Here is a 25279-nt window from a genome sequence, read left to right on the forward strand (position 1 = left end):
TGCGATAGGATTTCTCTTATCAGAATTATTTTGACACGAAATATTTAACGGTCTCTTTTTATACTTTTGAGTATTTTTTAAAACAATTTTGCCTAATAATTAACTATACGAGCCAGTAACCACGTCATTGCTAAAAGATCAGCACTACCTCCAGGTGAGAGCTTTTTAGACGTCATATCTGTATCAAAATCATTTAAAAGGTCATTTATTTTTTCTATTTCACTTTTTATATGTAACAGATCATGTGCTTTTATTTTAGCGTAGTTTAGTCCTTCCACGCCACCTCTCGACCACAGTGTGCTATCATCTATAAGTGATATGAGTAACAGTAATGTTTTTTTAAGGGCTATATCTTCGCCCTCATTTTGCTTGAGAGCTTCAAAAAATGGCAAACTTTTTTCAAAAATGATCGCAAAGCCACTCTGTGCCACAGCTCGTATACCCGCACTTCCAGTCTCGTGAAAAAAGCGTGCCCCTGCACTGTTAGGCTTTGCATGCAAAAGATCATCTTCGACAAGATTGTGGCAAAGCGCTTGCATTTGCACTTGCAATGCTTTACAGGTAAAGGCTTCATTGTTTGCGTTCAATCGACCTATAGCGCCACATAATACCGCTAAACAAAAGATCATCCCTTTATGCGTATTAACGCCCCTTGTGGCTTTAAACATTGCTTTTTCACAAGCTATGCCAATTTCGCGAAGTCTTTTAAAGCTCTTTTTTGCCTCTTCATGGGCATACATATGTGCCGTTTGAATAAAGCGAATCGTAAAAGGCTGAATAGCATCAATGCTCACATAAAACGTATGAATGTCCATATCGTCATGTGCGCCACTGTTGGCACAATCTACTAAACCCGGTTTTGGGGTGAGTTCGACTTCGGTTTTCATGGCACGTTTGCACCAAAGAGCCATACTCTCAGCAAAAGCATGTTGTTTAACCAGTGATTTAATGTGCGAAGTTAACGCTGCATAGGTGTGTTTTTGCGCTCTTGCACAGGTATGCGCTTCATCATTACACATAAAACATTGACGTTTAGGAAGCCCCAGTTCACTCCGTGAAAGAATCTTGCCCGTCGTATCCAATACATCGATGTCCATCAAACGCCCGAGTGGATGGTTGTTTTCAATTTTGCAGGCAATGACTTTAAGCACCTTGGCTTTTGCTGTACAGGTAAAAAGAGACTCAGCTCCTGTGAGAGCGACTTTCGATTCATGAAAGAGAAGTTCAATGCCCTCATTTTCCAGCATCGTCAAAACTGTTTTATGTGCACACTCATGTACCACAACCGCTTCATGGGAGAGTTTGATAGGACCAGGGATATTCAATGAAAGGGAAATGAGAGAAGCTTCAGGGAAGCGGTTTAAAAGCTCTTTTTGCTTAAAAACTCGCTCCTCTTTAGCCCTCAAAATTGCTTCAAGCGTGATAGAAATGCCAATCATTTAGGCGAGTTGTCTTACCACATCAATGACAGAACCATCACGGTAACGAATAACCGCAACGACTTTGTCTGTATATTTGATTTCGGCTGGTACTCCGCATAGTGCAATTGCTCTGTCATACAGCTCTTGCATTTCAACAATTTGAAGTCCTGCTTTTTTAAGGCGCTCTTTGAGCTCTACGTTTTTAGGATTGACCGCGATGCCTTGATCGGTGACAACAACATCAACGGATGAGCCTGGTGTTACGATGGTATTGACTCTTTTTGTTATAGTAGGAATACGTCCACGAGTGAGTGGCGCTACGATAATGGAAAGTTTTGCATCTGCTGCTGTGTCACTGTGACCACCCGAAGCACCACGCAATAAGCCTTTTGAACCTGTGATGACGTTAACGTTGAAATCAACATCCACCTCAAGTGCACTGAGGACAACGATGTCAAGCTGCCTTGTCGCGGCACCTTTTGAGCTTGGATTAGCATATTCGTTCGCACTGATCTCGATGTGATTTTTATTTTCACCCAGAGATTTTGCAGCAAATTCATCAAAACTTTGAACATCTAAAAGCGTTTTAATCAGACCGCGTTTGAGCATATAGACCATTGTCCCCGTAATACCACCGAGTCCAAAGCTTGCATGGATACCCTTCTCTTCCATTTTTTCACTTAAAAAGACAGTCGTTGCCAAAGAGGCACCACCCGTTCCCGTTTGAATACTAAAACCCTCTTTGAAAAAACCTGAATGTTCAATGAGCTTTGCAGTATGACTGGCAAGTAAAAGCTCTTTAGGATTGGTTGTCATACGGGTTTCACCTGCGCCAATTTTAGAAGGATCGCCCACTTCGTCCACTAAAACAACCGCGTCCACTTGGTCTTGGTGAAGGCTTGCTGGGACATTAGGATACTCTTCTAACGATTCGGTCAAAACAACCACGTAGTCTGCATACTGTGCATCTATCATTGCGTAACCTAAAGAGCCGCATTTTGAGCGACCTGAGTAGCCATTGGCATTACCAAATGCATCACACACGGGCACACCTAGAAATGCCACATCGATTTTGAGTTCGCCTGTTTGAAGCAGATGAACACGACCACCGTGTGAGTGAATTTGCACGGGTTTTTCCATAAGCCCTTTGGAAATCGCCTCGCCCAGTTTACTTCTAAGTCCTGAAGTGTATATCTCTGTTACGACACCACTTTTGATATGATCGATAATAGGGTCGTGTACAGAAGCGAGTGAGCTCGATGCCAATGTTAGGTTTTTAAAGCCCATTTTCGCGATGATATTCATCACGTTATTGATCAAAAGATCACCCCCACGAAACGAATGGTGAAACGAGATAGTCATGCCATCTTTTAGACCTGATCGTTTGATAGCTTCTTCGATACTTTCACAAAGCTTAGCTCTACGATCTTCTCCTTTGATTTTTTCTTTACATGCAAAAAAAGGTGCATTCACAGAAGTGAGTTCTTTTGTGTTAAATTTTTTCTCCAAATCTTTCATTGATCTTCTCCTAAAACACCTGAGGCTTTGGCTAAATCTATAATCCACTCTGCTCGCAGAATGACGGGGGCATCAACCATTTTTCCATCCAATGAAATAACCCCAAGACCTCTTGCTTTCGCATCTTTGGCCGCTTCAATTACCTCTATTGCCCAATTAATATTCTTCTGACTTGGCGCAAAAGCACTGTGAAGCCATGGGATTTGATTGGGGTTGATGAGTGACTTGCCATCAAAGCCAAGCCCTTTAATTAAATCAACTTCGTGCATAAACCCTTCTTTGTCTTTCACATCGGAAAAGACGGAGTCAAATGCGCCGATTTTAGCCGCACGTGCCGCCAAAAGGATTTGATTGCGCGCTGCCATCAGCTCATGACCCTCTTTTGTGCGTTGGGTACGAAGGTCACGTACAAAATCTTCAGCACCCAACGCAATGCCCATTAAACGCTTTGAACATCTGGCAATATCCACCGCATTGACCACGCCAAGTGCGCTTTCAATAGCAGCCAAAAGCATCGTCTTTTTCCCTTTGCCTATACGATTTTCAATGGCAGAGATCTCTTGTTCCATCTCTAAAACATCATCTACCGTGTCTGTTTTTGGAAGACGAATAATATCGACACCCGCCCTTATAGCCGCTTCTAAATCCAATAGACCAAAAGGAGAATTAAGAGGATTGACACGAACAGCGGTTTCAATGTCTTTGTACGTAAAATGTTGCAAAGCATGAAACACCATCATACGTGCGGAGTCTTTTTCGCTCAGCGCCACAGAATCTTCAAGGTCAAACATAACGGTGTCTGGTTTGTAAATGAAAGCGTTACACACCATGCCTGTGTTAGAACCAGGGACAAACAGCATACTTCTTCGTAATTTTTGCTTCATAATAACACACTCCAATCAGGCTCAGGTTCACCCAAAGCTCTTAGAATAGCCGTTTGAACACGCGCTTTAATGACATAATCCAGCGCACCTTTGTCTTGAACAATGAGTTTAACGCCATCCACTTTCATAGCAGTTGCCGCCTCTAAAATAAGTGATCGAATTGCATCTCCGTAAATCTCTTCAACACTACTCTCTAACTCTATCACGATTCCTTTTTCATCAATAGGAATCACACGAACAAATGCATCACTTGATTCCAGTGTTCCAGCATGTGCAGTTTCTAGTTTTTGGCTCATTTTACTTCCTCTTTAGACATCATTTTTGCAATCAACGCATACGTTGTTGGAGGTACTAAAGGGAGTATCTCTTCCAAACGATGTTCATGCATCAATTTTCTGACTCTCGAAGCCGAAATTGGCTCACCACCGTACTCGATGCGTCCTAACTCCACCACATCAATGGGAGGAAACTCACTAGGTCGAACGAGTAGTTTTTTCATCTGTTGATTATACTCATTTGTCACGGTACATAAAGGCTCATTTCCCACATAACGGTGCGTAATGCCCAGTTGTGGGGCTAGATGATTTCTAAAGATGTTCAAATCCAACTCAGTATAGAGCGAATCAATCTGACGTTTGTCCTTAATAAAATAAGTCGGAAACGTCGCTTTAGAAATAATATAGTCCGAACCCTCATGTATCGTGAGGTTTTGTAAATCTTCCAAGCCTTCGCAAATCAAGCGATAACGATCTTTAAATGTAAAAAAGGAAGCATCTTCCTTCACCACAAACAGATGTACCCACTCAGAGCTCTCGCACGCTTGCTCCACCAAATAGCGATGCCCTAAGGTAAAAGGGTTCGCATTCATTACAATACTACCGACCACATCGCCTGTATGTTTATACTTACGTAATCTTTTTTTATACAGATCGATATTATAGCTGTTCTCCATTAAAATGACGTGATCATTCGCTTGTTCAATGTACTTAAAACCACACGACTCAAACACTTCTTGATACTCTGGTTTTGTAAATAAAAACAGATCATGCCTGCCTTCTCTAAATGCCACATTAAGAAGCTCACTCATAAGACTTAGCGCTAAGCCCTCACCTCTGATTGACTCATCCAGCGCAATGTTTTTAAGCACTTTACCACAGAGCCCTCCACAGGCGACAATGCGATCATCTTCTTTAGCGATCACAAATATCTCAACATCTTCGGACATTTCCAAATCAACACTATCCAAGAAATCCTTCACCTTTTGCCTTCGCACGGTGCTGGTGTGAGGAATCTCAGAAAAGATAAAACTCATTTAGGGTCTTTTTTACGCAGCACTCTCACAAAAACAGGTGCAACGCTCATAACCAACAACATCCTTACAATATGATGGAGTGCAACATAGGGCAAATTTGCGCCCACAATAATCGCGATTAAATTCATCTCCGATTGCCCACCCGGAGAAAAAGCAAGTAAAATGGAAAGAAGAGGAAACTCAGTCATCCACGATACAAGTAAAACAAAAGAGAGCGAAACAATCATCAAAATAACAAAATACCCCAATGTTTGCCCTAAAACTTTGAGAATTTCTTTAAAGCTAACGCCTACAAATACAAAACCAACAGTGGCACCAAGAATAAGCTGAATGAGTTTGAGAATTTCATTGGGTGGTCTAGAGTGCACAAGCCCAGAGCCATACACGATAGCCCCCAAGATCATAGGACCGATCATCGTTCCGCCTGGAATTTTAAGCTTCAAAGCTCCCCACCAGCCCACAACAGCGCACACAGCGAGGATTATCATATCGTGGGGGTCACTGCTCAAAAAAGGCTGTGTAACGCTCGCTCGCCCATCAAGGGGCACATGCGAGATAGCTTGAATGACAAAAGGAAGTGAAAAAACAATAAATAAAAGCCGAGAGGATTGTGCAAGAGTGACTTTATAGACGTTGGCTCCCATCGCTTCTGCGAGCATGACCATTTCTAAAAGTCCTCCCGGCATGGAGCTAAAATAGGCTGTCATTTTATCAAATCCAAGCCACTTCCAGTAGTAAAGCATCCCGCACAACGTAATAATAATGACAAATGGAAGGATCAATACAATACTCGAGATAAAATCTGTTAAATAGTGCAAGATAGTAGGATTAAAAGCACTCCCAATCGTGATGCCAAGCACAGCACGCGCTGGTGCAGAGAACATTTTAGGAGAACGAAGCGAAATTTTAGGAAAACGACTGGCAATAGCAATAGCTACAATAGAACCCAAAAGCCAAGGTAAAGGTGCTTTGATCAAAGAAAAAAGTATGGCTCCTAGAACTCCGACACCAAGCGATGTTACGACAGGTAAAAAGCTTTTAAGCCATTGCATTGAAATTCCATTCATAGGGTTTCATAAGTAGTAAAAATGGTATCTTCTTTTTCATTAAGAAGAGATAAGATAAAACGTTCTAAAAATGGCTTATATGGATGATTTGAGAGCATACTTTTTCCCCTAAATTTGCATGATATTGTTATACGAATCCCTCTAATTTTTATAACAGAATACGTCAAAGAATCAAGGTATATTTAAATGATATTAAAGAAGATATCGTTATACTAAATTCTTAATACAACGCTAAGGTTTAACCGATGATGCGAAGATGGGTCTTTTTTATAACGCTTTTTTCTCTACTCTTTTTACCAACCATAAGCTCAGCCACCCCTACTAAAGAGACAACACCACGTAAGCAAACACTGGTTTACAGCCAAAGTGATTGGAAACCTTTGGTTTCACTTAACAAACAAAATATTGGTGGCATAATCTCAAATTATTTACTTCTACTAGAGCCCAAAACAGGGATACGATTTGACTATACCTATTATGAGAGTTGGAATGAAGTTATCAATGCATACGAAAATAAGGATATTGATATTTTACCAGGCATCATTTCGGCAGATGTCCCTTCTACGGTAAACATTACGAAACCTTTTTTCACCTTTAATCTCGTATTGGCAGGTCTAAAATCAAACAACCTTATCACAGACCTTTTGGAAGTTCAAACACAAAATCTTCTTGTCGCGGTACGTGCCGGGTCGTCAGTACAACACTATTTAGAACGCAACTACCCTAATATTCAAATGCATATTGTCCAAACAACGCAAGAAGGTTTGCTTGCAGTTGAACATAAAAAAGCAGATCTTTTTTTGGAAATGGCACCCATAGTAGCGTATGCACTACAAAATAGCGGACTCTCAAATGTACAAGTTGTAGGTATTTTAAAAGATACATTTGAACTTGTGATTGCCGTGCAAGATGCTTCACTCTTAAAACGACTCAATCAAGGGATTGATGCCATTAGTGAAGAAGAAAAAGACAAACTTTACAAACGATATATCAAGATTGAGATCAAAGAAAAAGTAGATTATTCTTTGAGTATCAAAATTTTTATCATTGGTTTATTCATTTCGATTGGTTTTGGGATATGGCTTGCCATCCTAAAGCGAGAAATTCGCAAACGAAAACTGGCAGAAACCAAAGTTGGGTTTACAAACAAACGTTTACAACGCGCTGCAGAAGAACTTAAAATTGCTATGGAAAAAACAGCCTATGCGCATCAAGCTAAAAGTCAATTTTTAGCAAACATGAGCCATGAGATTCGCACGCCCATGAATACCATCATTGGTATCACTGAACTTATTTTACGCAAAGAATTACCAGACAAAGAGCGTCATTACCTCACGAAAGTTGCGGAGGCAGGACACCATCTTTTGGACATCATCAACGATATTTTAGATTTTTCTAAAATCGAAGCCAATAAAATTCAACTCGAAACTATCCCTTTTCAGCTGGAAGAACTTATCGTGTCTGCAACAGATATTGTCAGTATGAAAGCGCAACAAAAAGGCTTAGAACTTCTTATCGATATGGGCAATATCACCGCACATCGCTATCGTGGTGATCCATTACGTCTCAAGCAAGTCTTACTTAACCTTCTGTCAAATGCCGTAAAATTTACAGCTAAAGGCGAGGTTATTATTCGTCTTCGCGCTTTTGAAGAAAATCATGGTATTCAAAAAATACGCTTTGAGATTAAAGATACGGGCATAGGCATTACGCCTGAACAAAAAGAGTATCTCTTCAACGCTTTTTCACAAGCAGACATGTCCACCACGCGCAATTATGGAGGCACAGGGCTTGGCCTTACCATCGCACAAGGGCTTGTACTGATGATGGGGGGAGAAATTCAGTGTGAGAGTATTTTTGGAGAAGGGAGTACGTTTTGGTTTGAAATTCCTCTGCACATTGACGCATCCTTTATAGCACCCTTACAACCGGTGATGACCCAAGCACTGAATGTCTTAATCGTAGATGACAATGAAACTGCTCTCGAAATTTTCTCTGAAATTTTATTCCATTTTGGTATTGGCTGCATTACATGTAAAAGTGCCAAAGAAGCTTTAGAACTCTTAAATAACGGTCTTCGCGCTGACGTAGCTATTATTGACTGGAAAATGGAAGGAATGGATGGCGTCACACTCTTTCAACTGATTGAACAGCGTTATGATCATCAAATTGCTTCCATTATGATGGTGACAGCGTACGATAAAGGAGAGCTTGTAGCACAATTAGGGGTTGATCAGCCTTATGCTATCCTCGTAAAACCTATCACTGCTTCGACACTCTTTGACACACTTATTGGTATGTATGGGCATAAACGACTCATTGAGCCATTGCATCAAGCCCATGAAACGCAGATTCTCCAGTCTCTTGATGGCATAAAGGTCTTGCTTGTTGAAGACAATGAAAGCAATCAAGAAGTGGCACAAGAACTTCTCAATGAAGTCGGAATTATCGTTTATATCGTGAGCAATGGTCAAGAAGCGATTGAATGGCTCATTGAAAATCCACTACCTGATCTTATTTTAATGGATTGCCAAATGCCAGTTTTGGATGGTTTTGAAGCCACGCATAAAATCAGACATGAACTTAACCTCACACTTCCTATTGTCGCGATGACAGCCAATGTTATGAAAGGCGATGAAGATCGTTGTTACGCAGCTGGCATGAATGGATACGTTCCAAAACCTGTTGATGCACAAAAACTTTTTCAAGAGATCGCACGCTTTTGTCATAAAACAGCCCCCCAACCTCCGCAGAGCACTTCTGAAACATTCGCGTTGGAGGGTATTAACAGTATTCAAGCCATTACACGCCTCGGAGGCAATGCCAAACTGTACCGTCAACTTCTTAAAAGTTTTGCGAAAGACCAAGTGCATTTCGTTCAAACATATCGTAACTATGTTTTTGACAATGATCTTGATGGTGCTAAAAGGTTGTGTCACACGCTCAAAGGTATCGCTGGAACATTGGGGATGGAAGACCTCAGCTCTTTAGCAGGAGAAGCCGAGCGCTTTGTTCATCCTATAAAAAATGATGAACCTTTGCTGAACTCAATCGACATGAAAATCCGTTCTTTAAGTGCCATTATTCAAGCACTTGCCACACAAGTGGAACCCTTTAGCACAATCACGTCAATTGAAAAAGAGACACTGAAAAAGTTAGTTGAAAAGCTCAAAAGCTCCGATGCAACTGCGCTGGATGACGCTATGATCCTGACGCAATCAGTCAATGAAAAACTTCTTGAAGCTTTTGAGCAAATTAAAGCTTTTGAATTTGAAAATGCTATAGCTCTGATTGAGCCATTACTCCATGAAACTACACCCGAAAAGGCAGACTAAATCCTATGGAAACTATTCTTATCGTTGATGATACCGCTGAAAACTTGATTATTCTAAGTGAAATTCTTAAACCTTTTTACAAAGTGAAAGTGGCGAACAGTGGCACCAAAGCACTCAATCTTATCGCTTCAGGTGATATTCCAGATCTCATCTTGCTGGATATCCTGATGCCTGAAATGAGTGGTTACGATGTGTGCAAAAAGCTCAAAAATGACCCCCTCACACGCAATATTCCTATTATTTTTGTCACAGCCTTGAATGATTGTGAAGATGAAGCAGAAGGGTTGGGACTAGGAGCAATTGATTATATTACCAAACCTGTCCATGCTTCCATTGTCTTGGCGCGTATTAACACACAGATGACCCTGTTACAGTACCAACGTAATTTAGAGCAAAAACTTGAAGAACGCACTGAAGAGATAGTCCTTACTCGAATGGAAGTCATCCGCCAATTGGGGCGTGCTGCTGAGTATAAAGACAATGAAACGGGAACACACATCTTGCGTATGAGTGCGTATACCAAAATCATCGCACACAAAATAGGTTTGGACAATGTCAGAGCCGAGCTTATTTTTCTCTCCGCACCGATGCACGACATTGGCAAAATTGGCACACCCGATCATATTCTTAAAAAAGATGAAGCCCTGAGTCCTGAAGAGTGGGAAATTGTTAAGCAACATCCACTTCAAGGTGCAGAAATCATTGGCAACCACCAATCCGCCCTCCTTCAAACCGCACGGGTTGTGGCACTGACACACCATGAACGCTTTGATGGAACAGGTTATCCTTATGGTATTAAAGGTTTTGATATTCCTTTAGCAGGTCGCATTGTTGCTGTTGCAGATGTTTTTGACGCACTGACATCCAAACGTCCTTACAAAGAACCGTGGAGTTTGGAGCGCGCAGTGGAGTACCTTGTTTCCCAAAAAGGAAAGCATTTTGACCCCGAGCTGGTTGATGCCTTTTTTGCGTGTATGGATGAGATCAAAGAGGTCATGGCAAAGTTTCACGATGAGGAAGATACACTCAACTAACTTTTTAAAGATAGATGATTTAAGAATGCAGGGATTGTTGTAATTTAAGAGCAAAGAAAAGAGTTGCGATTACGGAAAATGAGAGTAACCCTAAAAAGACATGCCAGCCTAAATAGTGGTAAAAAACACCAGGAGCAAACGTTCCAATCGTTCCACCTGCATAGTAAAAAGAGAGGTAAAGCCCATTAGAAATAGCACGTTTTTCATGGGCAAGTTTACTGATAAGTCCAGAGGCTACCGAATGGATAATAAAAAAGCCTGCGCAAAAGACAAACATTCCACCAAACATCACCGTATAATCGTTAATATGAAAAATCTGCAAACCCACAAAATAGGTTAAGATGCCAAACACAATGGTCTTTGTTTCACTTCCAAAAAGGCGAATCATCCACAAAATACGAATCGAAATAATAAACCCAATAATATAACCCGCATACATCATGCCAACTTTTCCATACCCCATGGAAGAACTAAGATTTTTAAGTTGAAATGGTAAAAAATTAAGCAGTGCTTGAAAGACAAAAAAGATAAAAAACATCATGGCATAGATGTTAAAAAAAGTTTTATTTTTAAGTACATCCAACACTTGGGAGAGTTTAGGCTTTACAAAATCTACCTTAACCTCTTCGCTTAAAAAACTTAAAGCGCCAAACATTACAATGAGGGCAATACCCAAAAGCACAAAAAAGAGTCTCCATCCAAAAAAATCACTGAGTATTCCTGAAAACAACCGACCAATAAAACCGCCTAAGATGGTCGCCCCAATATAATAACCAATGGCCTGTTGTACCTTATCTTTCGGTGTGATAAAACTGATATAGCTCATCAAAGAGGTCAAAACGGCAGGAATTAAAATACCCTGCAACGCCCTTATCGCTAAAAGAACAGGATACGTATCGCTCCATGCAAAACAAAGCTCTAAAATACCTAGCATTAACACAGCATTTCTCAAAAAGAGTTTAGACGAAAATGTCTCTAAAATATAGCCATAAAAGATCGGGGCAAATCCTAAAGGAAGCATAATGACCGTTGTAAAGATGACCGCTTCAAAGCGGCTAAGGCTAAACTCTTTTTCAAAAAGCGGTTGGATGGGTTGTACCGCGTAGAGGGTACAAAGTGTCAAGATAGTGCAGGTATAAATAATAAGAAGTTGGTGGGTCGATAAAAAATGAGAAAGGGAGCTCATGCCCCCTTGTCTATTTGTTGGAATCAATCTGAAAATCCCAGAAAAACTCGATCCACTCAGTGGCTTCTCGAGGTGCAAAATCTGGGCGAAGCAATGCTTTTTCTTTATAGAAAATTGCCGCTATTTTAAAATCAATCTCAGGATATTTGGCAGTCAGCACTCGTTGAATCTCAATCATTGTCTCACCACTATCGATGATGTCATCGACGATGACCACACGTTTTGCTTTGCTCAAATCTGGGATATTAAAAATGTTGATGGTATCAAGTTTATGTGTCTCTTCATAGTGAATCGAATTGATCGAATAAAGAGCACGCATTTCTAATGCTTCTGCTAAAAAATGACCTAAAGTCATACCACCGCGGGCAACTGCTAAAATAACATCTGGGGCATAAGGTTTGATTTCTTTTGCCAAATGATTGACGTCAACTTTAAATTCTTCATAACTGTAATAACGCAAATTAATGTCCTTCCTGTACGATAAATACGATTAAACTGACAAACGTCAGAAACAAAATACCAAAATTAATATCTTTGAACTCTTTTTTAATGAGTTTGATCAACACATAAGAGATCAAACCAAACGCCAAACCATTCGTAATAGAAAAAGTCAAAGGCATCATAATAACGATCAAAAAGGTTGAAACCGCAATGGCTGTATCTTTAAAATTGATATGCGAAAGTTCGCCAAACATCAAAACACCCACCATCACCAAAACAGGATAGATCGCGTTTTCGGGGATCGCTTTAAACAAAGGCATCATAAACAGAGTAAGAATGAAACAAAGACCTGTCACAACTGCGGTTAAGCCTGTTCTTCCACCCTCTTCTACACCGGCTGCACTTTCGATAAATGCCGTCGTTGTCGAAACACCCACAACTGCACAAACAGTACTTGCAAGCGCATCAATCTCCAATGTTTTTTGAAGTTCTTTTCCATCGTCTTTAAACAATCCTGCTCGGAAACCCACCCCTGCAAGTGTACCTAATGAGTCGAACAAATCGGTAATCAAAAAGGTAATAATGACAGGAAAAAGAGAGAACGTCAGTGCACTTTTAATATCCAATTCAAAGGCGATGGGGCTTACCGAAGCGGGCATCGAGAAAAACTCCGTTGGATACGGAGCAATGCCTGCAACCCATGCAACAACCGCTGTTGTTACAACGGCTAAAATAAACGCACCTTTAAGTTTCCAAGAGTAAAAAGCAAACACTAAAACAAGTCCTAAAACACCCAGTAAAACCGTTGGATTTTTAAAGTTACCCACACCCACTAACACGGCAGGATTGGCAATAACCATACCCATACTTTTGAGACCAATAAATGCGATGAAAGAGCCAATACCCGCACTAATGGCACGTCTAAGATCGTGTGGCACACTCTTCATAATCCACACACGAAGTGGTGTTAACGAGAGCACAAGAAACAAAATACCGGAGAGAAAAACAACGCCAAGAGCCGTTTGCCAAGGCACTTTCATACCAAGTACCAAACCAAACGTAAAGTAGGCATTTAGTCCCATACCCACACTCATGGCAATCGGCGTGTTTGCCCAAAGGCCATTAAGAATGGACGAAAAAATCGTAATCAAAGCGGTTGCTGTGATAAGCGCCTCCATAGGCATACCTGTTTTGCTCATAATAATGGCATTCACAGGAACGATGTACATCATGGTCAAGAAAGTTGTAAAACCAGCCGTAAACTCGGTTTTAACCGTCGTCCCATTTTTTTCAAGTTTGAAAAAATCCAAGATTTATCCTTTGTAAAAAATTAAAGCACCAAGGGTGCGTGGGCCTTCTGCCGAAGAAAACCCAGTGTTAACGTAGAGTTTTTAAAGCTTTGCTTTGAAAGCGTATCAAGATGCATCAATATATTCTAAGTTCGTTGTATAAACTATCGCGTTCAACGGCATTAAAGCCACTGGTTTCGATCAGTTCTAAAATACTCTGCAACCCAAGCCCTTTAGCACTCTTTGCACCCGCTGCTGATTGGATGGCTTCGGCTTCAATGGTGCCATCAAGGTCATCCGCACCATACTCCATTGCCACAAGCGCAAGATTGATCGTGGACGTTGCCCAGTAGGCTTTGATGTGATTGATATTATCAAGCATCAAACGGCTGATCGCAAAGGTTTTCAAAATCTCTGTTGAGCTTAAAAAATCTTCTACTTTCAAATAGTTATTGTCACGTTGATAAACAAGAGGAATAAATGCATTAAAACCGTTCGTTCGGTCTTGGAGATCGCGAAGTCTGAGCATATGATCAATGCGGTGTTCACGATTTTCCACATGACCAAAAAGCATCGTTGCATTAGACTCACGACCACGTTTGTGCCACAGTTCATGGATATGCAACCATTCCTCTGAACTTACCTTACCTTTACAGACATATTCACGCACTTTTTCATCAAAGATTTCAGCTCCACCACCCGGCATTGAATCGACACCGTATTCGATCATTTTGTCAATGACCTCATCGAAACTTAGATTATATTCCGTTGCCAAAAAGTTAATTTCCGCCGCCGTTAAAGCTTTGACATGCAAATGAGGGAAACGCTCTTTGATTTTTGAAAAAATCTCCAAATACCAGTCAAGCCCTGTTGCAGGGTTGTGTGCAGAGACCACATGCACTTCGGTAATATGATTGTTATTCACCGAGTTATCTAAAATGGCTAAAATCTCTTCGTGGGTCATCGTGTAAGGATTGGGGTTTTTACGATTGGCAGAAAATGCACAAAATTTGCAGATATCTTTGCAGATATTGGTCGGATTAATATGTCGGTTGACATTGAAAAAGACTTTGTTGCCATGAAGATTTCTTCGTCTTTGATTAGCGTATTTGCCTAACGTAAAGAGATCAAGATCGTAGAGGGCGATGCCATCTTCAAGGCTCAGTCGTTCATTGTTTTCAAGTTTTTCTATAAGAGTCATGAATTACTTTCAGAAAGAAATAAGAGCAGATTTTAGCAACTTTTTTTATAAAGAGAGGTTAAAAGATTAAAAGTGCCATGAAAGGGAAGAAAAGTACAAACATAAATCCTTTTCTTCCCAATTTTATATTTAGAGATAATCCTCAGGCTTATAATTTGCCACGACAAAATCAATATCTTTATCACCTCGTCCGCTTAAGTTCACCAAAATAGACTCATACGGTTTTTCTTTCGCTAATTTCATTGCAAATGCCACAGCATGGGCACTCTCAAGGGCTGGAATGATGCCTTCATAATGGCTCAAATCGTAAAACGCTTGAATCGTTTCTGCATCATTAGCGATGCCAACTTTTGTGCGTGAAATAGAATTTAAATAGGCGTGTTCTGGACCAACGGATGGGTAATCCAATCCACTGGCTACTGAATGGACTGCCGCTGGCTCACCTTTATCATTTTTAAGCATAATGGAATTAAAACCATGAAGTATCCCTTCACTTCCATACGTTAGACTTGCAGCATGTTCGCCAAGTTTCGTACCCTTTCCACCCGGTTCAACCCCGTACATCTCACACGGGTCATTAATGAACGCCGAAAAAAGTCCCATAGCATTGCTTCCACCGCCAACACAAGCGACTAAATTATCAGGAAGATTTCCTGTCATCTCAAAAAACTGTTCGCGCGCTTCGATGCCTACAACACTTTGAAAGTCACGCACCATCATCGGAAAAGGGTGTGGTCCCACAACAGAGCCAATGCAGTAGATGCTATTTTCAGGGTCTTTCAGATACGCCTCAAAAGCAGAATCAACGGCCTCTTTCAGTGTTCGAGCTCCAAACCCAACAGGAACAACTTTGGCACCAAGGACACGCATACGCACAACATTGGGATGCTCTTTGGCGATGTCTACCTCTCCCATGTGAATCTCACACTCTAAGCCAAAGTATGCTGCCGCCGTAGCAAGTGCTACGCCATGTTGCCCTGCTCCCGTTTCGGCGATCAATTTTTTCTTACCCAAATATTTGGCTAACAGTGCTTCACCCATGCAGTGATTTAGTTTATGGGCACCCGTATGGTTCAAGTCTTCACGTTTAAGATAAATTCTTGCCCCTCCTACAAACTCGCTCAATCGTTTTGCATAATAAACAGGTGTCGGACGACCTTGGTAATGTTTGCGAATATCGCGCAATTCTCGGATAAAATTGTGCGAATTGCCGATGGTCAAGTACGCCTCTTCGATCTTCTTAAACTGCTCTACAAGTTCAGGTGGTAAAAACGCTCCACCAAATTTTCCAAAATAACCATTCGCGTCAGGGAAAGCTTTCAAATACGGTTTTTGTATCATTTTTTTCCTTTACATGTAAAGATTTTAGTCACACGGGTGTGTCTTTTCGGAAAGTATTATAGCTTAGATTTGTTAAGGCTTGAAAAGGAAAAAAAGAAGAAATTATGGTGGTCCGTGTAGGGTTCGAACCTACGACCCCATCATTAAGAGTGATATGCTCTACCAACTGAGCTAACGGACCAAATATCATTGTAAGATCGAAATCTTACTCCCATCTTGTTAAAACGAATGTTAACCCTTAAATTCCTTCATTATCAAACATTTGTCACAATTTTATTACATATTTTGGTAGATCCAAGCTCTTTTTTAGTATTATAAGATACAGCGATATGAAATTAGGAAGAACAATGGAAATCGAAGAAATTATTGAAGACCTTATTGACAAAAATGCCGATGATTTTGAAATATCAAAGCTGATTAAAGAGCATATAAAGAGCTATCTAGGCTCACTCAATGAAATATTTGTCGAAAATCAAGGCAAAGATTTTCTCGTTAAACATGCTAAAAAAATTGACCAATTTATTATCCTCATCTACAAATACACCTTGCGTAAATACTTTGGTAATTACATGCCTTTTGTCAACTCCATTCCCGTCGTTCTTGTGGGTATGGGAAGCTACGGCAGAGAAGAGTTGTGTGTTTACTCAGACATCGACCTCATGGTCGTTTACAAAGCCGTTCCTGGGTATAACATCGAGCCCATGATCCAGTCTATGCTCTATCTTGCGTGGGATGCGGGCATAAAACTGGGGCATCGTACGCATAAACTTGATGAGCTTGTAGGTGCAAGCAATCAAGACCTGACCATCAAGACAGCGATGCTAGAATCTCGCTTTTTATGCGGTTCCAAACTGTTGTGGATGGAGACAGAGAGAGAGCTTCTTAAAATCCAAAAATGGCAAAAAAAAGAGGTAATCGCTCAAATCGTGACCGCCAATGAAGAACGTCGAGCAAAACATCCTTTGAACATGGAACCCAACATCAAGGAAGGTGTGGGAGGACTAAGGGATGCCAATGCGCTTTCATGGATTTGTAAAATTCTCTTTGGAAGTATTCGTATTCGTGACCGTGTACCTGAGATTATCAATGAAGAAGAGTATAGAGAATTCAGAAGTTCTTTGGAGTTTTTATTTCGTGTTCGATCAGCGCTTCATCTGAGTGCTAAGAAAAAACAAGATGTGCTAAACCTTGAGTTTATCCCCGATGTGGCGCAAAAACTAGGCTTTCAAAATAAAATTCTTAAAAATGCACAGATGCAACTGGCTTCTCGCACTATGGCGTCCATGCATACAATTGATGTGACCTCTAAAATTTTTATGCGTAAACTCACCTCTTCTATTTTGAGCCAGCCAACACGTTTGAGTGCACTCAAACAAGGGCGTATTGAACGAGGGTTGTATGTTGTTGAGGACTGTGTCTTTGCCTCCCTGAAAAAGTCAAGCCCAAGCCTTAGTGTTGTGCTAGCACAGCTCCAACAATTTGACGACCCAAAACTCAGTTTTGACATCAGTTATGTAAGCTATATCAAAAATTGTCACTATACCTCGCATAATTCAAAGAAAATTTACAAACAATTTCGTGCCCTACTTTTCCAGCCAAATGTATACACACTTTTTAGCCTCTTGTACGAAGCATCACTCTTACAACAGCTTATCAAACCATTTCGTCAGATTTTGAACCTAGCGCAGTTCGATGGCTACCACAAACTTCCAGTCGATATTCACTCTTTACATACGCTCTATCACTTGGAAAATATTAAAGAGCCTTTCATCAAATCTCTTTTCGATGACCTCTGTCCTGAGGGAAGAGCACTGATGAAATTGGTTGCCTTTATCCATGATATCGGTAAAGGACGTAAGGGTGACCACAGCGAGCTTGGAGCAAAAATATTTAGAGCATATGCCCTAAAATTGGACTTTTCTGAACAAGCTATTGAAACAGGTATCGTGTTGATCAAATACCATACACTGATGAGCAACACAGCCAATCGTGAAGATATTTACGATGAAAAAGTGATTTTGGCATTTATTTCAAAACTTCAAAGCGCACAGATTTTAAAAATGCTCTACATCCTCACGTATGCTGATACCAACGCGGTGAATGACAACATCTACACAGGTTTTATTGCCAAACTTCTTCGCGAGTTTTACAACTATAGCCTTGAGATGTTTGATAAAGAAGAGCTTATCGATGAGACAACCAAACGTCTGCGTAAAGAAAATAGCCTTAAAAAAAGCCCTGAGTTTTTAGAGCTTTCAAAAACTCTTCAGAAAAAAACGCTCTCGGTGCAGTCCAACTTCTTCTTCCTTAAACTTAAACCAAATGCGATTGTTCAGATTGTCAAAGAGGCGGATGAAACAAGGGAAGATCACTACAGTTACAAAATCTGTAACGATTCGCATCTAAGCATCACTGTGATTCGTGGCAAAAACTTTAACATCGGCTATCTTTTGGGTAAACTCTCTTATCTTGATCTCGTTCAGATGGATATTTACAAACTTTTTGATGGTAAAAAATATTTTCAAATTGACTTTAATGAAAAAGTAACCGAAAATGATATTGAAATTATTCGTGAACTTATTGATAACTCATTTGATATGAGCAAGAAAGTAACCCTTAAAAAACCGACCATCCTAAAAGGGGAACTTGACATCAACTGCGAACACTCAAAGTCTTATGCACTCATGCATGTCAATACCAAGAACCAACATGGTCTTATGGCATACTTAATGAGCGTCTTTGATGAACATGGCATTGACATTGCGATGGCGAAGATTCAGACCATTAAGAATCGAACGAGAAACCTACTTTTAATCGAAAAGACAGTAGGTTTATGCGACAATGGAGAGAATATTTTAGATTATTTTTACTAAGAAGGTAACGTATATGTGTGGAATTGTTGGCTATATTGGAACCAAAGAAAAACGCAATTTTTTAATCAGTGGACTCAAAGAACTTGAATACAGAGGGTATGATTCAGCAGGTATTGCCGTACTCAAAGATGGCGATATTACCTCATTTAAAGCGACAGGAAAACTCTCCAATCTAGACCATAAAGTGGAAAACTTTAACTCGTCTGGCTTTGGTGTGGGCATCGGACATACCAGATGGGCAACGCACGGTAAACCCACTGAAGCCAATGCACACCCTCATTGGGGCGAATTTTCGTACATTATCCACAATGGTATTATCGAAAATTATAAAGAGATCAAAGATGAGCTTTTAAAAGATGGCGTGAAGTTTTTGAGCCAAACCGATACCGAAGTTGCCGTTCACCTTTTTGAAAAAAATGTAAAAGAATTGGGCGATTGCTTTAAAGCATTTGAAAAGACCATTGCTTCATTGCATGGGGCTTATGCCATTTTACTTATCACGAAAAAAGAGCCTGATGTCATCTTCTTTGCCAAAAATGCTGTACCACTTCTCCTTGGGAAAAGCAGTGAGGGTGAAGTCTTCTTTAGCTCTTCTGATGCACCATTGATTGGCATTGTCAAAGAAGTAGTTTACCTCGAAGATGGAGAGTACGGCTGGGCAAAAAACAAAGAGATTACACTGCTTAAAAACCATCTTCCACAGCATCTTGATTTTAAAACACTCACGTCCGACAAACTCTCTGCACAAAAAGATGGCTTCCGCTACTTTATGGAAAAAGAGATTTACGAGCAATCCCTCGTTGTCGGGGAAACACTGATGGGGCGCATCAAAGACAATTCTGTTGTGTTAGATGAACTTTCGACATTAGATTTAACACAGATTGATGCTATCAAAATTTGTGCATGTGGTACAAGTTACCATGCCGCTTTAAGTGCATGCTATATGTTTGAACGTTTGGCAAAAATTCGCACAGATGTGGTCATCGCCAGTGAGTTTCGCTACAAAGAGCCTTTATTAGATGCGAGAACACTGTTCATAGTCATCTCTCAAAGCGGTGAAACAGCTGACACACTAGAAGCCCTAAAAATGGCAAAACGAGGCGGTATGCAAACCCTTGCTATCTGTAATGTGGATAACTCTTCCATCGTGAGAACAGCAGATATGAGCATCCTAACACGAGCTGGCATTGAAAAAGGTGTGGCGAGTACCAAAGCTTTTGCAACCCAAGTCATCACGCTCTGGCTTTTAACACTGTTTATAGGTGAGCAAAAAGGAAGTATGGACGCCAAAACACTGCAAAGTGAAATTACCGCACTTTTGCATATTCCGCTTGTGCTAAAAGTCAATGAAACAACACATGAAAAAATCCGCCGTCTCTCCAAACGCTATTTACATGGACATGGATTCTTCTTCATCGGTCGCGATCTTTTCTATCCACTCGCCCTTGAAGGTGCTTTAAAACTTAAAGAAATCAGTTATCTTCATGCAGAAGGCTACCCAGCAGGAGAGATGAAACATGGACCAATCGCTCTAGCAGACAGTGAACTGTTCACCATTGCACTCATGCCAAAAAATCTTTTGTATGATAAGATGAAAAGTAACGTTGAAGAGCTAGGTGCTAGGGATTCTACTCTGCTCATCATCAGCCCTGAGCCATTTGAATTAGCCGATGATTTCATCAAAACAACCCCACATGAGCACATGATGAGTGAGTTTTTCGAGATGATGCTCATCACACAACTGTTGGCTTTAGAAATCTCAATACGCCTTGGAAATGATGTCGATATGCCACGAAATCTAGCAAAAAGTGTCACCGTAGAATAATTACATGTAAGGACATGCGATGCAAAAAAAACTCTCTTGGGTCATTGTAGGAACAATTTTTATCTCTTTTATGCTTCTTATGGTGATTTTAGCATTTTCCATTCGAGGTCTTGGAATCAAAAATGCCGAAGAGAAGGCACAAATCATTGCTGACTTGGTACAAGATGGACTAAGCGCTCATATGCTCAGCGGTACAATGGACCAAAGAGAGTTTTTTCTCAAAAAAATTAGCACCGCCAAAGGTGTCGAAGCCCTTTGGGTTGTTCGTAGCGAATCGGTTATCAAACAGTTTGGCAAAGGCTTCAACAATGAAATCGCTCGCGATAAGATTGATGAAGTAACCCTTAATACAGGTGTTGTGCACAAACAAAATGAAGAAAGCTCCCATAGTGCAAAACTGCGGATTACCACGCCTTATGTTGCGAAAGAACACGGCTCGCCCAATTGTATGCAGTGTCACCATGCCAAAGAAGGCGAAGTTTTAGGCGCTATCAGTATTGTTTTTGATATAGGAGAAGTCCGAACCAATGGTATTTTAACCTCTTTGGGCATTTTGCTTCTCTCTATCTTTATCATGCTTTTTGTTTTTATCATCATTAACCGCTCAATGCAGCCGTTAATGGAGCTTTTTAACTCCATTACTTTCGTAATGAATAAGGCTCAAGAGGGAGATTACAGTAGGCGTGTACGTTTCAGCGGGCATGATAAAGAGTGCCATAATGTTATGTTTTGGATCAATTCACTTCTTGATAAACTTGAAAACACACTCAATGACATCGAAGTCACCGTTAAAAAATTCTTAGCACTCTCACCCAACCATCAACCTGATCTTCTGTTGGATGCGCAAGCCATCGTGCATGAACTCTCCGATATCTATCAATTCAAACGCACCATCGAATTTGATGAAGACAAGGAGCAGGTGTACAGACGTATTGGGTCTATCTTACAACACGACTTAGGGCTTAAAGACTTTGTATTAATCGAATCAGGAAAAGAGGCAATCAATCCTACCATTGTCTTTGATGCAGCAACACACAAGCGCACCGTCGACCCAACGTGCAGAGCCCTTCGCACCAAGCAAGCAGTCTATTCGGATCAGTTTAAAAATATCTGTGAATCATGTGATTCGTGTGCGCATCATCTCTGTATTCCATATCTAATCAGCAGTGATTTTGAGCTATTACTGAGCATTTGGACACAAACGCCTGAAGAGCTTGAACACACCAAAGAGCAACTCCCTAAAATTCAAAATTACATCGATGCAGCACGTCCAGAGTTAGTGAGTAAAAATTTGACGGAAATTCTCAAAGTTTCATCGACTACCGATGCACTCACAGGGCTTTACAACCGCAAATACTTGGATGAGTACATTGAAAAAGCACTTTCACAAGCGAAACGTAATGGTATAAAGTATGGTATTTTAATGATTGATATTGATTTTTTCAAAATGGTCAATGACACTTACGGGCATGATGTAGGTGATAAAGCGATCAAAGTCCTTGCACGCATTCTGAAAGACAATATCCGAGAAGCCGATACCGCTTTTCGTTTTGGTGGAGAAGAATTTTTAGTGCTTTTATACGAATGCGAAGAAGAGATGGTGACGCATATTGCTGAAAAAATACGCCTAGCCTTTGAAAAAGCAGCAATACAATCAAACAATGGCGCGACTTTTTACAAAACACTCAGCGTTGGTGCATCTATTTTCCCTATAGATTCTGATTCGCTCTGGAAGTGTATTAAATTTGCAGATATTGCACTTTATAATGCAAAAGACAATGGTCGTAATTGTGTTAAACGCTTTGATGGATCGATGGTTGAGTCCCAAGAACTCAAGAACGACTTTTAAAGGCAATGATGAAATTTTACCGCGTGTATGTCGAGCTTACAAACATTTGTGGGCTCGAATGCAGTTTTTGTCCACCCAAGATGCTTGCAAACAAAAGCATGTCACTTCCTTTTTTTGAACATGTCTTAGACGAGCTACGTCCCTATACTAAAGAAGTTGCGTACCATATGGGGGGAGATCCTTTAACGCTTTCAAACCTTCAAGCCTATTTAGATATCACAGCCAAAAAACACTTTAAAGTTATGCTCACTACCAGTGGCTATTACTTAGCAAAACACAACCTTCAAACACTGTTGCACCCTGCCATCAAACAGGTTAATATTTCGCTTAACAGCTACAATAAAAACAGTATGCCAATCTCTTTTGAAGCCTATATGGAGCCTATCATTAAGCTCTGTAACCTAAAACTTACGCAAAATAGAGAGTTGTTTATTAACCTCAGGTTATGGAATATGGATGAAGCTCAGAGTGAAAAAATCTTCAATGAACAACTTTTTGATTACCTAAAAAAAGCATTTAACACCCCCTTAGATGTCAAAACAATTTATGAAGAAAAACCTCGTTCCATCAGGCTAGCAGAAAAAGTACTCCTGCATTTTGACAGTTACTTTGAATGGCCTTCCCTAACCTCTTCACATCACAGTGAAGGAAAATGTTTGGGGCTTTCTTCTCATTTTGGAATTCTTTCCAATGGATTTGTTGTTCCTTGTTGTTTGGATAAAGATGGTGTCATAGAGCTTGGAAATTTACAGGTAAGTTCTCTGAAAAGCATTTTGGATGCGCCAAGAACACTCGGCATAATCGAAGGATTTAAACACCACAAAGCCATCGAAACGCTCTGCCAAAAATGTACGTATAAATCCCGTTTTAAGGAAGAATAATGTCAGAAAAACTCTATGAAAATGAGTACTTTTATATCGAAAAAGAAAATGCTATCATCCCTTGGGTTAAGATATTTACACAACACCCCTACAAAGAGCTCAGTGATTGTGATGCACTTACCCAATCGTCCATCTTAAAAGCGATGCTGGTTGTTGAAGAAACAATGCGTTTGTATTACAATCCAAAAAAGATCAATATTGCGATGTTTGGTAACTATGTTCCGCATGTACACATCCATATCATGGCACGATTTGAGGAAGATTCACACTTTCCTGAGTCCATGTGGGGTGTCAAACAACGTGATGCAGACCTTCATCTTCCAAATTTTGAGAATTTTGTTACCATTCTACAAGGCAAATTAGCCATAGTATGACGTTTTTGGGCGAATTTTAATCTCCCTTTTGCTAAGCTTTTTTGAAAAATTTAAAAAAATAACAATTAAAGATAATGAATGAAAAAAGTGTTTTTGGGTCTTGGTCTTTTACTTTCAACGTATGCGTTTAGCGCTAATTTACACTATTCCCTTATCAAAAAAGAGAGTGGTAAAGAGGGTAGTACTCTTTTAATTGTCGGAGGAATTCATGGCGATGAGCCTGGAGGCTATTTTGCACCGATGCTTTTGGCACGCTATTATAAAATCGAAAGTGGTAATTTATGGGTTGTTCCAAACCTAAACTTTGACAGTATTGTTAAAAATTCCCGTGGCGTCAACGGTGACATGAACCGAAAATTTGCAAAAATAGAGACAAAAGACAAAGATTTTGATACGGTAGCTGAAGTTAAAAAGCTCATTTTAAATCCAAAAGTTGACTTAACACTCAATCTTCACGATGGTCAAGGTTTTTATCGAGACAAACAAATCGATAAAAATTTCAACCCAAGAGCATGGGGGCAAGCGACGATCATCGACCAACAACAAATCCCCAATGCAAAGTATGGAAATTTAGGTGAAATTGCCACCAAAGTCAATCAAGAAACCAATGTTGGACTCATTGAAGATGTGCATGAGTTTAATGTTAAAAATACCAATACAAAATCACAAGATAAGGCAATGCAACAAAGTCTTACCTATTTTTCGATTACCAATAACAAACCAGCTTTTGCCATTGAAACCAGTAAAAATATTACAGATCTTTCCCAAAAAGTTTTTTACCAACTTAAAACCATTGAAAAATTCATGAATGTCATGAACATCAAATATTCACGCTCATTTGAGCTTTCGCAAGAAAATATCAAAAAATTACTGACAGATGATGGGATGTTAGAGATTCCTCCTACAAAAATCACCATGGATCTTTCAACGCTTAAAACGCATATAAAGTTCTTTCCAATGAGCAAAGATAAATTGGTCTATAGCAGCAATAATCCCTTAGTAGCCGTCATCAAAGATAAAGATGACTATAAAATCATGAATGGGAACACCGTGGTTTCCACATTGAAGCCCGATTATATTGAGTTTGAACACTCTCTTAATGATGTTAGCTTCATCATCGATGGGAAGAAAACAACCGCTAAAATTGGCTCGTTAATGAGTGCTAAAAATAGTTTCCAAGTGGATCCAATCAATGGATACCGTATTAACATCATCGGTTTTTCAAAACCAGGTGTTGTGAGTGAAGGCGGCATTAGGGTTGAACCAAAAGATTTCATTAAAAGCTATGCCATTGATAAAGATGAGACCACCTATATGGTACACTTTTACAAAGATAAAAAGTTTTGTGGTATGGTCAATATTAAATTTGAAGATGAAAAAAAGAGTAAAAAATAGCCCAAAATATGTTTAAGAATCGTGTTCATTTAACTACATGTCATTGATGAAAT

Annotated in this window: 19 protein-coding genes and 1 tRNA gene; 8 read left to right on the plus strand and 12 right to left on the minus strand. The window is 40.0% G+C overall.

Features of this window, described 5'->3' with window-relative positions; all coding sequences use genetic code 11:
• Positions 1-92: 92 nt before the first annotated feature.
• The 6 genes from citG to V7Q04_RS07840 are packed head-to-tail and all read right to left on the minus strand — an operon-like array spanning position 93 to position 6187.
• Complete coding sequence (citG, locus tag V7Q04_RS07815; RefSeq protein ID WP_333804440.1) at positions 93-1439, minus strand: triphosphoribosyl-dephospho-CoA synthase CitG; 1347 nt, start codon at positions 1437-1439, stop codon at positions 93-95.
• A complete protein-coding gene (gene citF / locus V7Q04_RS07820) occupies positions 1440-2939 on the minus strand; it encodes a citrate lyase subunit alpha (RefSeq protein ID WP_333804441.1) in 1500 nt (499 codons plus the stop codon). It abuts the gene before it with no gap.
• Positions 2936-3823 carry an aldolase/citrate lyase family protein gene (locus tag V7Q04_RS07825; protein WP_333804442.1) on the minus strand — a complete coding sequence of 296 codons (888 nt, stop codon included), beginning with the start codon at positions 3821-3823 and terminating at the stop codon, positions 2936-2938. The genes citF and V7Q04_RS07825 overlap by 4 nt, the downstream gene beginning before the upstream one ends.
• The gene (gene citD, locus V7Q04_RS07830) at positions 3820-4119 is read right to left on the minus strand and encodes a citrate lyase acyl carrier protein (RefSeq protein WP_333804443.1); all 300 of its coding nucleotides are present in this window, start codon (positions 4117-4119) and stop codon (positions 3820-3822) included. Before citD ends, V7Q04_RS07825 begins: the two co-directional genes overlap by 4 nt.
• Complete coding sequence (gene citC / locus V7Q04_RS07835; RefSeq protein WP_333804444.1) at positions 4116-5135, minus strand: [citrate (pro-3S)-lyase] ligase; 1020 nt, start codon at positions 5133-5135, stop codon at positions 4116-4118. The genes citD and citC overlap by 4 nt, the downstream gene beginning before the upstream one ends.
• A complete protein-coding gene (locus V7Q04_RS07840) occupies positions 5132-6187 on the minus strand; it encodes an AbrB family transcriptional regulator (protein ID WP_333804445.1) in 1056 nt (351 codons plus the stop codon). The genes citC and V7Q04_RS07840 overlap by 4 nt, the downstream gene beginning before the upstream one ends.
• Before the next feature lie 260 nt (positions 6188-6447).
• Here V7Q04_RS07840 and V7Q04_RS07845 point away from each other — a divergent pair, with 260 nt between their 5' ends.
• Together V7Q04_RS07845 and V7Q04_RS07850 are read left to right on the plus strand one after the other, a co-directional pair.
• Positions 6448-9537 (plus strand): response regulator, encoded by a 3090-nt coding sequence (locus V7Q04_RS07845; RefSeq protein ID WP_333804446.1) that lies wholly within the window; start codon positions 6448-6450, stop codon positions 9535-9537.
• Positions 9538-9542: 5 nt separating this feature from the next.
• On the plus strand, positions 9543-10571 hold the full coding sequence (locus V7Q04_RS07850; RefSeq protein WP_333804447.1) for an HD domain-containing phosphohydrolase: 1029 nt from the start codon (positions 9543-9545) through the stop codon (positions 10569-10571).
• 19 nt (positions 10572-10590) lie between these two features.
• Here the strand turns inward: V7Q04_RS07850 and V7Q04_RS07855 are convergent, their stop codons facing one another.
• From V7Q04_RS07855 to V7Q04_RS07880, 6 genes are all read right to left on the minus strand, one after another.
• Positions 10591-11757: an MFS transporter gene (locus tag V7Q04_RS07855; protein ID WP_333804448.1), complete on the minus strand. Its 1167-nt coding sequence runs from the start codon at positions 11755-11757 to the stop codon at positions 10591-10593.
• A gap of 10 nt (positions 11758-11767) precedes the next feature.
• A complete protein-coding gene (locus V7Q04_RS07860) occupies positions 11768-12217 on the minus strand; it encodes a phosphoribosyltransferase (protein ID WP_333804449.1) in 450 nt (149 codons plus the stop codon).
• Position 12218: 1 nt separating this feature from the next.
• Entirely contained in the window at positions 12219-13508 is a 1290-nt protein-coding gene (locus tag V7Q04_RS07865; RefSeq protein WP_333804450.1) for an NCS2 family permease, read from the minus strand.
• Positions 13509-13623: 115 nt separating this feature from the next.
• Positions 13624-14688 (minus strand): aminofutalosine synthase MqnE, encoded by a 1065-nt coding sequence (mqnE, locus tag V7Q04_RS07870; protein WP_333804451.1) that lies wholly within the window; start codon positions 14686-14688, stop codon positions 13624-13626.
• Between the two features lie 129 nt (positions 14689-14817).
• The gene (gene trpB / locus V7Q04_RS07875; protein ID WP_333804452.1) at positions 14818-16029 is read right to left on the minus strand and encodes a tryptophan synthase subunit beta; all 1212 of its coding nucleotides are present in this window, start codon (positions 16027-16029) and stop codon (positions 14818-14820) included.
• A 105-nt stretch (positions 16030-16134) separates the two neighbouring features.
• Positions 16135-16210, minus strand: a tRNA-Lys gene (locus V7Q04_RS07880).
• Positions 16211-16376: 166 nt separating this feature from the next.
• On the opposite strand from V7Q04_RS07880, the gene V7Q04_RS07885 reads away from it, so the two are divergent.
• The 6 genes from V7Q04_RS07885 to V7Q04_RS07910 all read left to right on the plus strand — a co-directional run bounded on the left by V7Q04_RS07885 (position 16377) and on the right by V7Q04_RS07910 (position 25226).
• Complete coding sequence (locus tag V7Q04_RS07885) at positions 16377-18902, plus strand: HD domain-containing protein (protein WP_333804453.1); 2526 nt, start codon at positions 16377-16379, stop codon at positions 18900-18902.
• 13 nt (positions 18903-18915) lie between these two features.
• Positions 18916-20727, plus strand: coding sequence for a glutamine--fructose-6-phosphate transaminase (isomerizing) (gene glmS / locus V7Q04_RS07890; protein WP_333804454.1), 1812 nt, complete (start codon positions 18916-18918; stop codon positions 20725-20727).
• A gap of 19 nt (positions 20728-20746) precedes the next feature.
• Entirely contained in the window at positions 20747-22576 is a 1830-nt protein-coding gene (locus V7Q04_RS07895; RefSeq protein WP_333804455.1) for a GGDEF domain-containing protein, read from the plus strand.
• An 8-nt stretch (positions 22577-22584) separates the two neighbouring features.
• Complete coding sequence (locus tag V7Q04_RS07900) at positions 22585-23457, plus strand: radical SAM/SPASM domain-containing protein (RefSeq protein WP_333804456.1); 873 nt, start codon at positions 22585-22587, stop codon at positions 23455-23457.
• Entirely contained in the window at positions 23457-23831 is a 375-nt protein-coding gene (locus V7Q04_RS07905; RefSeq protein ID WP_333804457.1) for an HIT family protein, read from the plus strand. Before V7Q04_RS07900 ends, V7Q04_RS07905 begins: the two co-directional genes overlap by 1 nt.
• Before the next feature lie 78 nt (positions 23832-23909).
• Positions 23910-25226: a M99 family carboxypeptidase catalytic domain-containing protein gene (locus V7Q04_RS07910; RefSeq protein ID WP_333804458.1), complete on the plus strand. Its 1317-nt coding sequence runs from the start codon at positions 23910-23912 to the stop codon at positions 25224-25226.
• The last annotated feature ends 53 nt before the right edge of the window (positions 25227-25279 follow it).

This window comes from Sulfurospirillum sp. (assembly GCF_036802865.1).
In the GTDB taxonomy this organism is placed as follows: Bacteria; Campylobacterota; Campylobacteria; order Campylobacterales; family Sulfurospirillaceae; genus Sulfurospirillum.

Excerpts from the sequence above, each read along its gene's own strand:
- V7Q04_RS07905 (WP_333804457.1), top strand. The coding sequence starts at position 23,457 with ATGTCAGAAAAACTCTATGAAAATGAGTACTTTTATATCGAAAAAGAA.
- V7Q04_RS07910 (WP_333804458.1), top strand. The coding sequence starts at position 23,910 with ATGAAAAAAGTGTTTTTGGGTCTTGGTCTTTTACTTTCAACGTATGCG.
- V7Q04_RS07840 (WP_333804445.1), bottom strand. The coding sequence starts at position 6,187 with ATGCAATGGCTTAAAAGCTTTTTACCTGTCGTAACATCGCTTGGTGTC.
- citF (WP_333804441.1), bottom strand. The coding sequence starts at position 2,939 with ATGAAAGATTTGGAGAAAAAATTTAACACAAAAGAACTCACTTCTGTG.
- mqnE (WP_333804451.1), bottom strand. The coding sequence starts at position 14,688 with ATGACTCTTATAGAAAAACTTGAAAACAATGAACGACTGAGCCTTGAA.
- citD (WP_333804443.1), bottom strand. The coding sequence starts at position 4,119 with ATGAGCCAAAAACTAGAAACTGCACATGCTGGAACACTGGAATCAAGT.
- V7Q04_RS07825 (WP_333804442.1), bottom strand. The coding sequence starts at position 3,823 with ATGAAGCAAAAATTACGAAGAAGTATGCTGTTTGTCCCTGGTTCTAAC.
- V7Q04_RS07900 (WP_333804456.1), top strand. The coding sequence starts at position 22,585 with ATGAAATTTTACCGCGTGTATGTCGAGCTTACAAACATTTGTGGGCTC.
- citG (WP_333804440.1), bottom strand. The coding sequence starts at position 1,439 with ATGATTGGCATTTCTATCACGCTTGAAGCAATTTTGAGGGCTAAAGAG.
- V7Q04_RS07855 (WP_333804448.1), bottom strand. The coding sequence starts at position 11,757 with ATGAGCTCCCTTTCTCATTTTTTATCGACCCACCAACTTCTTATTATT.
- trpB (WP_333804452.1), bottom strand. The coding sequence starts at position 16,029 with ATGATACAAAAACCGTATTTGAAAGCTTTCCCTGACGCGAATGGTTAT.
- V7Q04_RS07850 (WP_333804447.1), top strand. The coding sequence starts at position 9,543 with ATGGAAACTATTCTTATCGTTGATGATACCGCTGAAAACTTGATTATT.
- glmS (WP_333804454.1), top strand. The coding sequence starts at position 18,916 with ATGTGTGGAATTGTTGGCTATATTGGAACCAAAGAAAAACGCAATTTT.
- V7Q04_RS07885 (WP_333804453.1), top strand. The coding sequence starts at position 16,377 with ATGGAAATCGAAGAAATTATTGAAGACCTTATTGACAAAAATGCCGAT.
- V7Q04_RS07845 (WP_333804446.1), top strand. The coding sequence starts at position 6,448 with ATGATGCGAAGATGGGTCTTTTTTATAACGCTTTTTTCTCTACTCTTT.
- V7Q04_RS07895 (WP_333804455.1), top strand. The coding sequence starts at position 20,747 with ATGCAAAAAAAACTCTCTTGGGTCATTGTAGGAACAATTTTTATCTCT.
- citC (WP_333804444.1), bottom strand. The coding sequence starts at position 5,135 with ATGAGTTTTATCTTTTCTGAGATTCCTCACACCAGCACCGTGCGAAGG.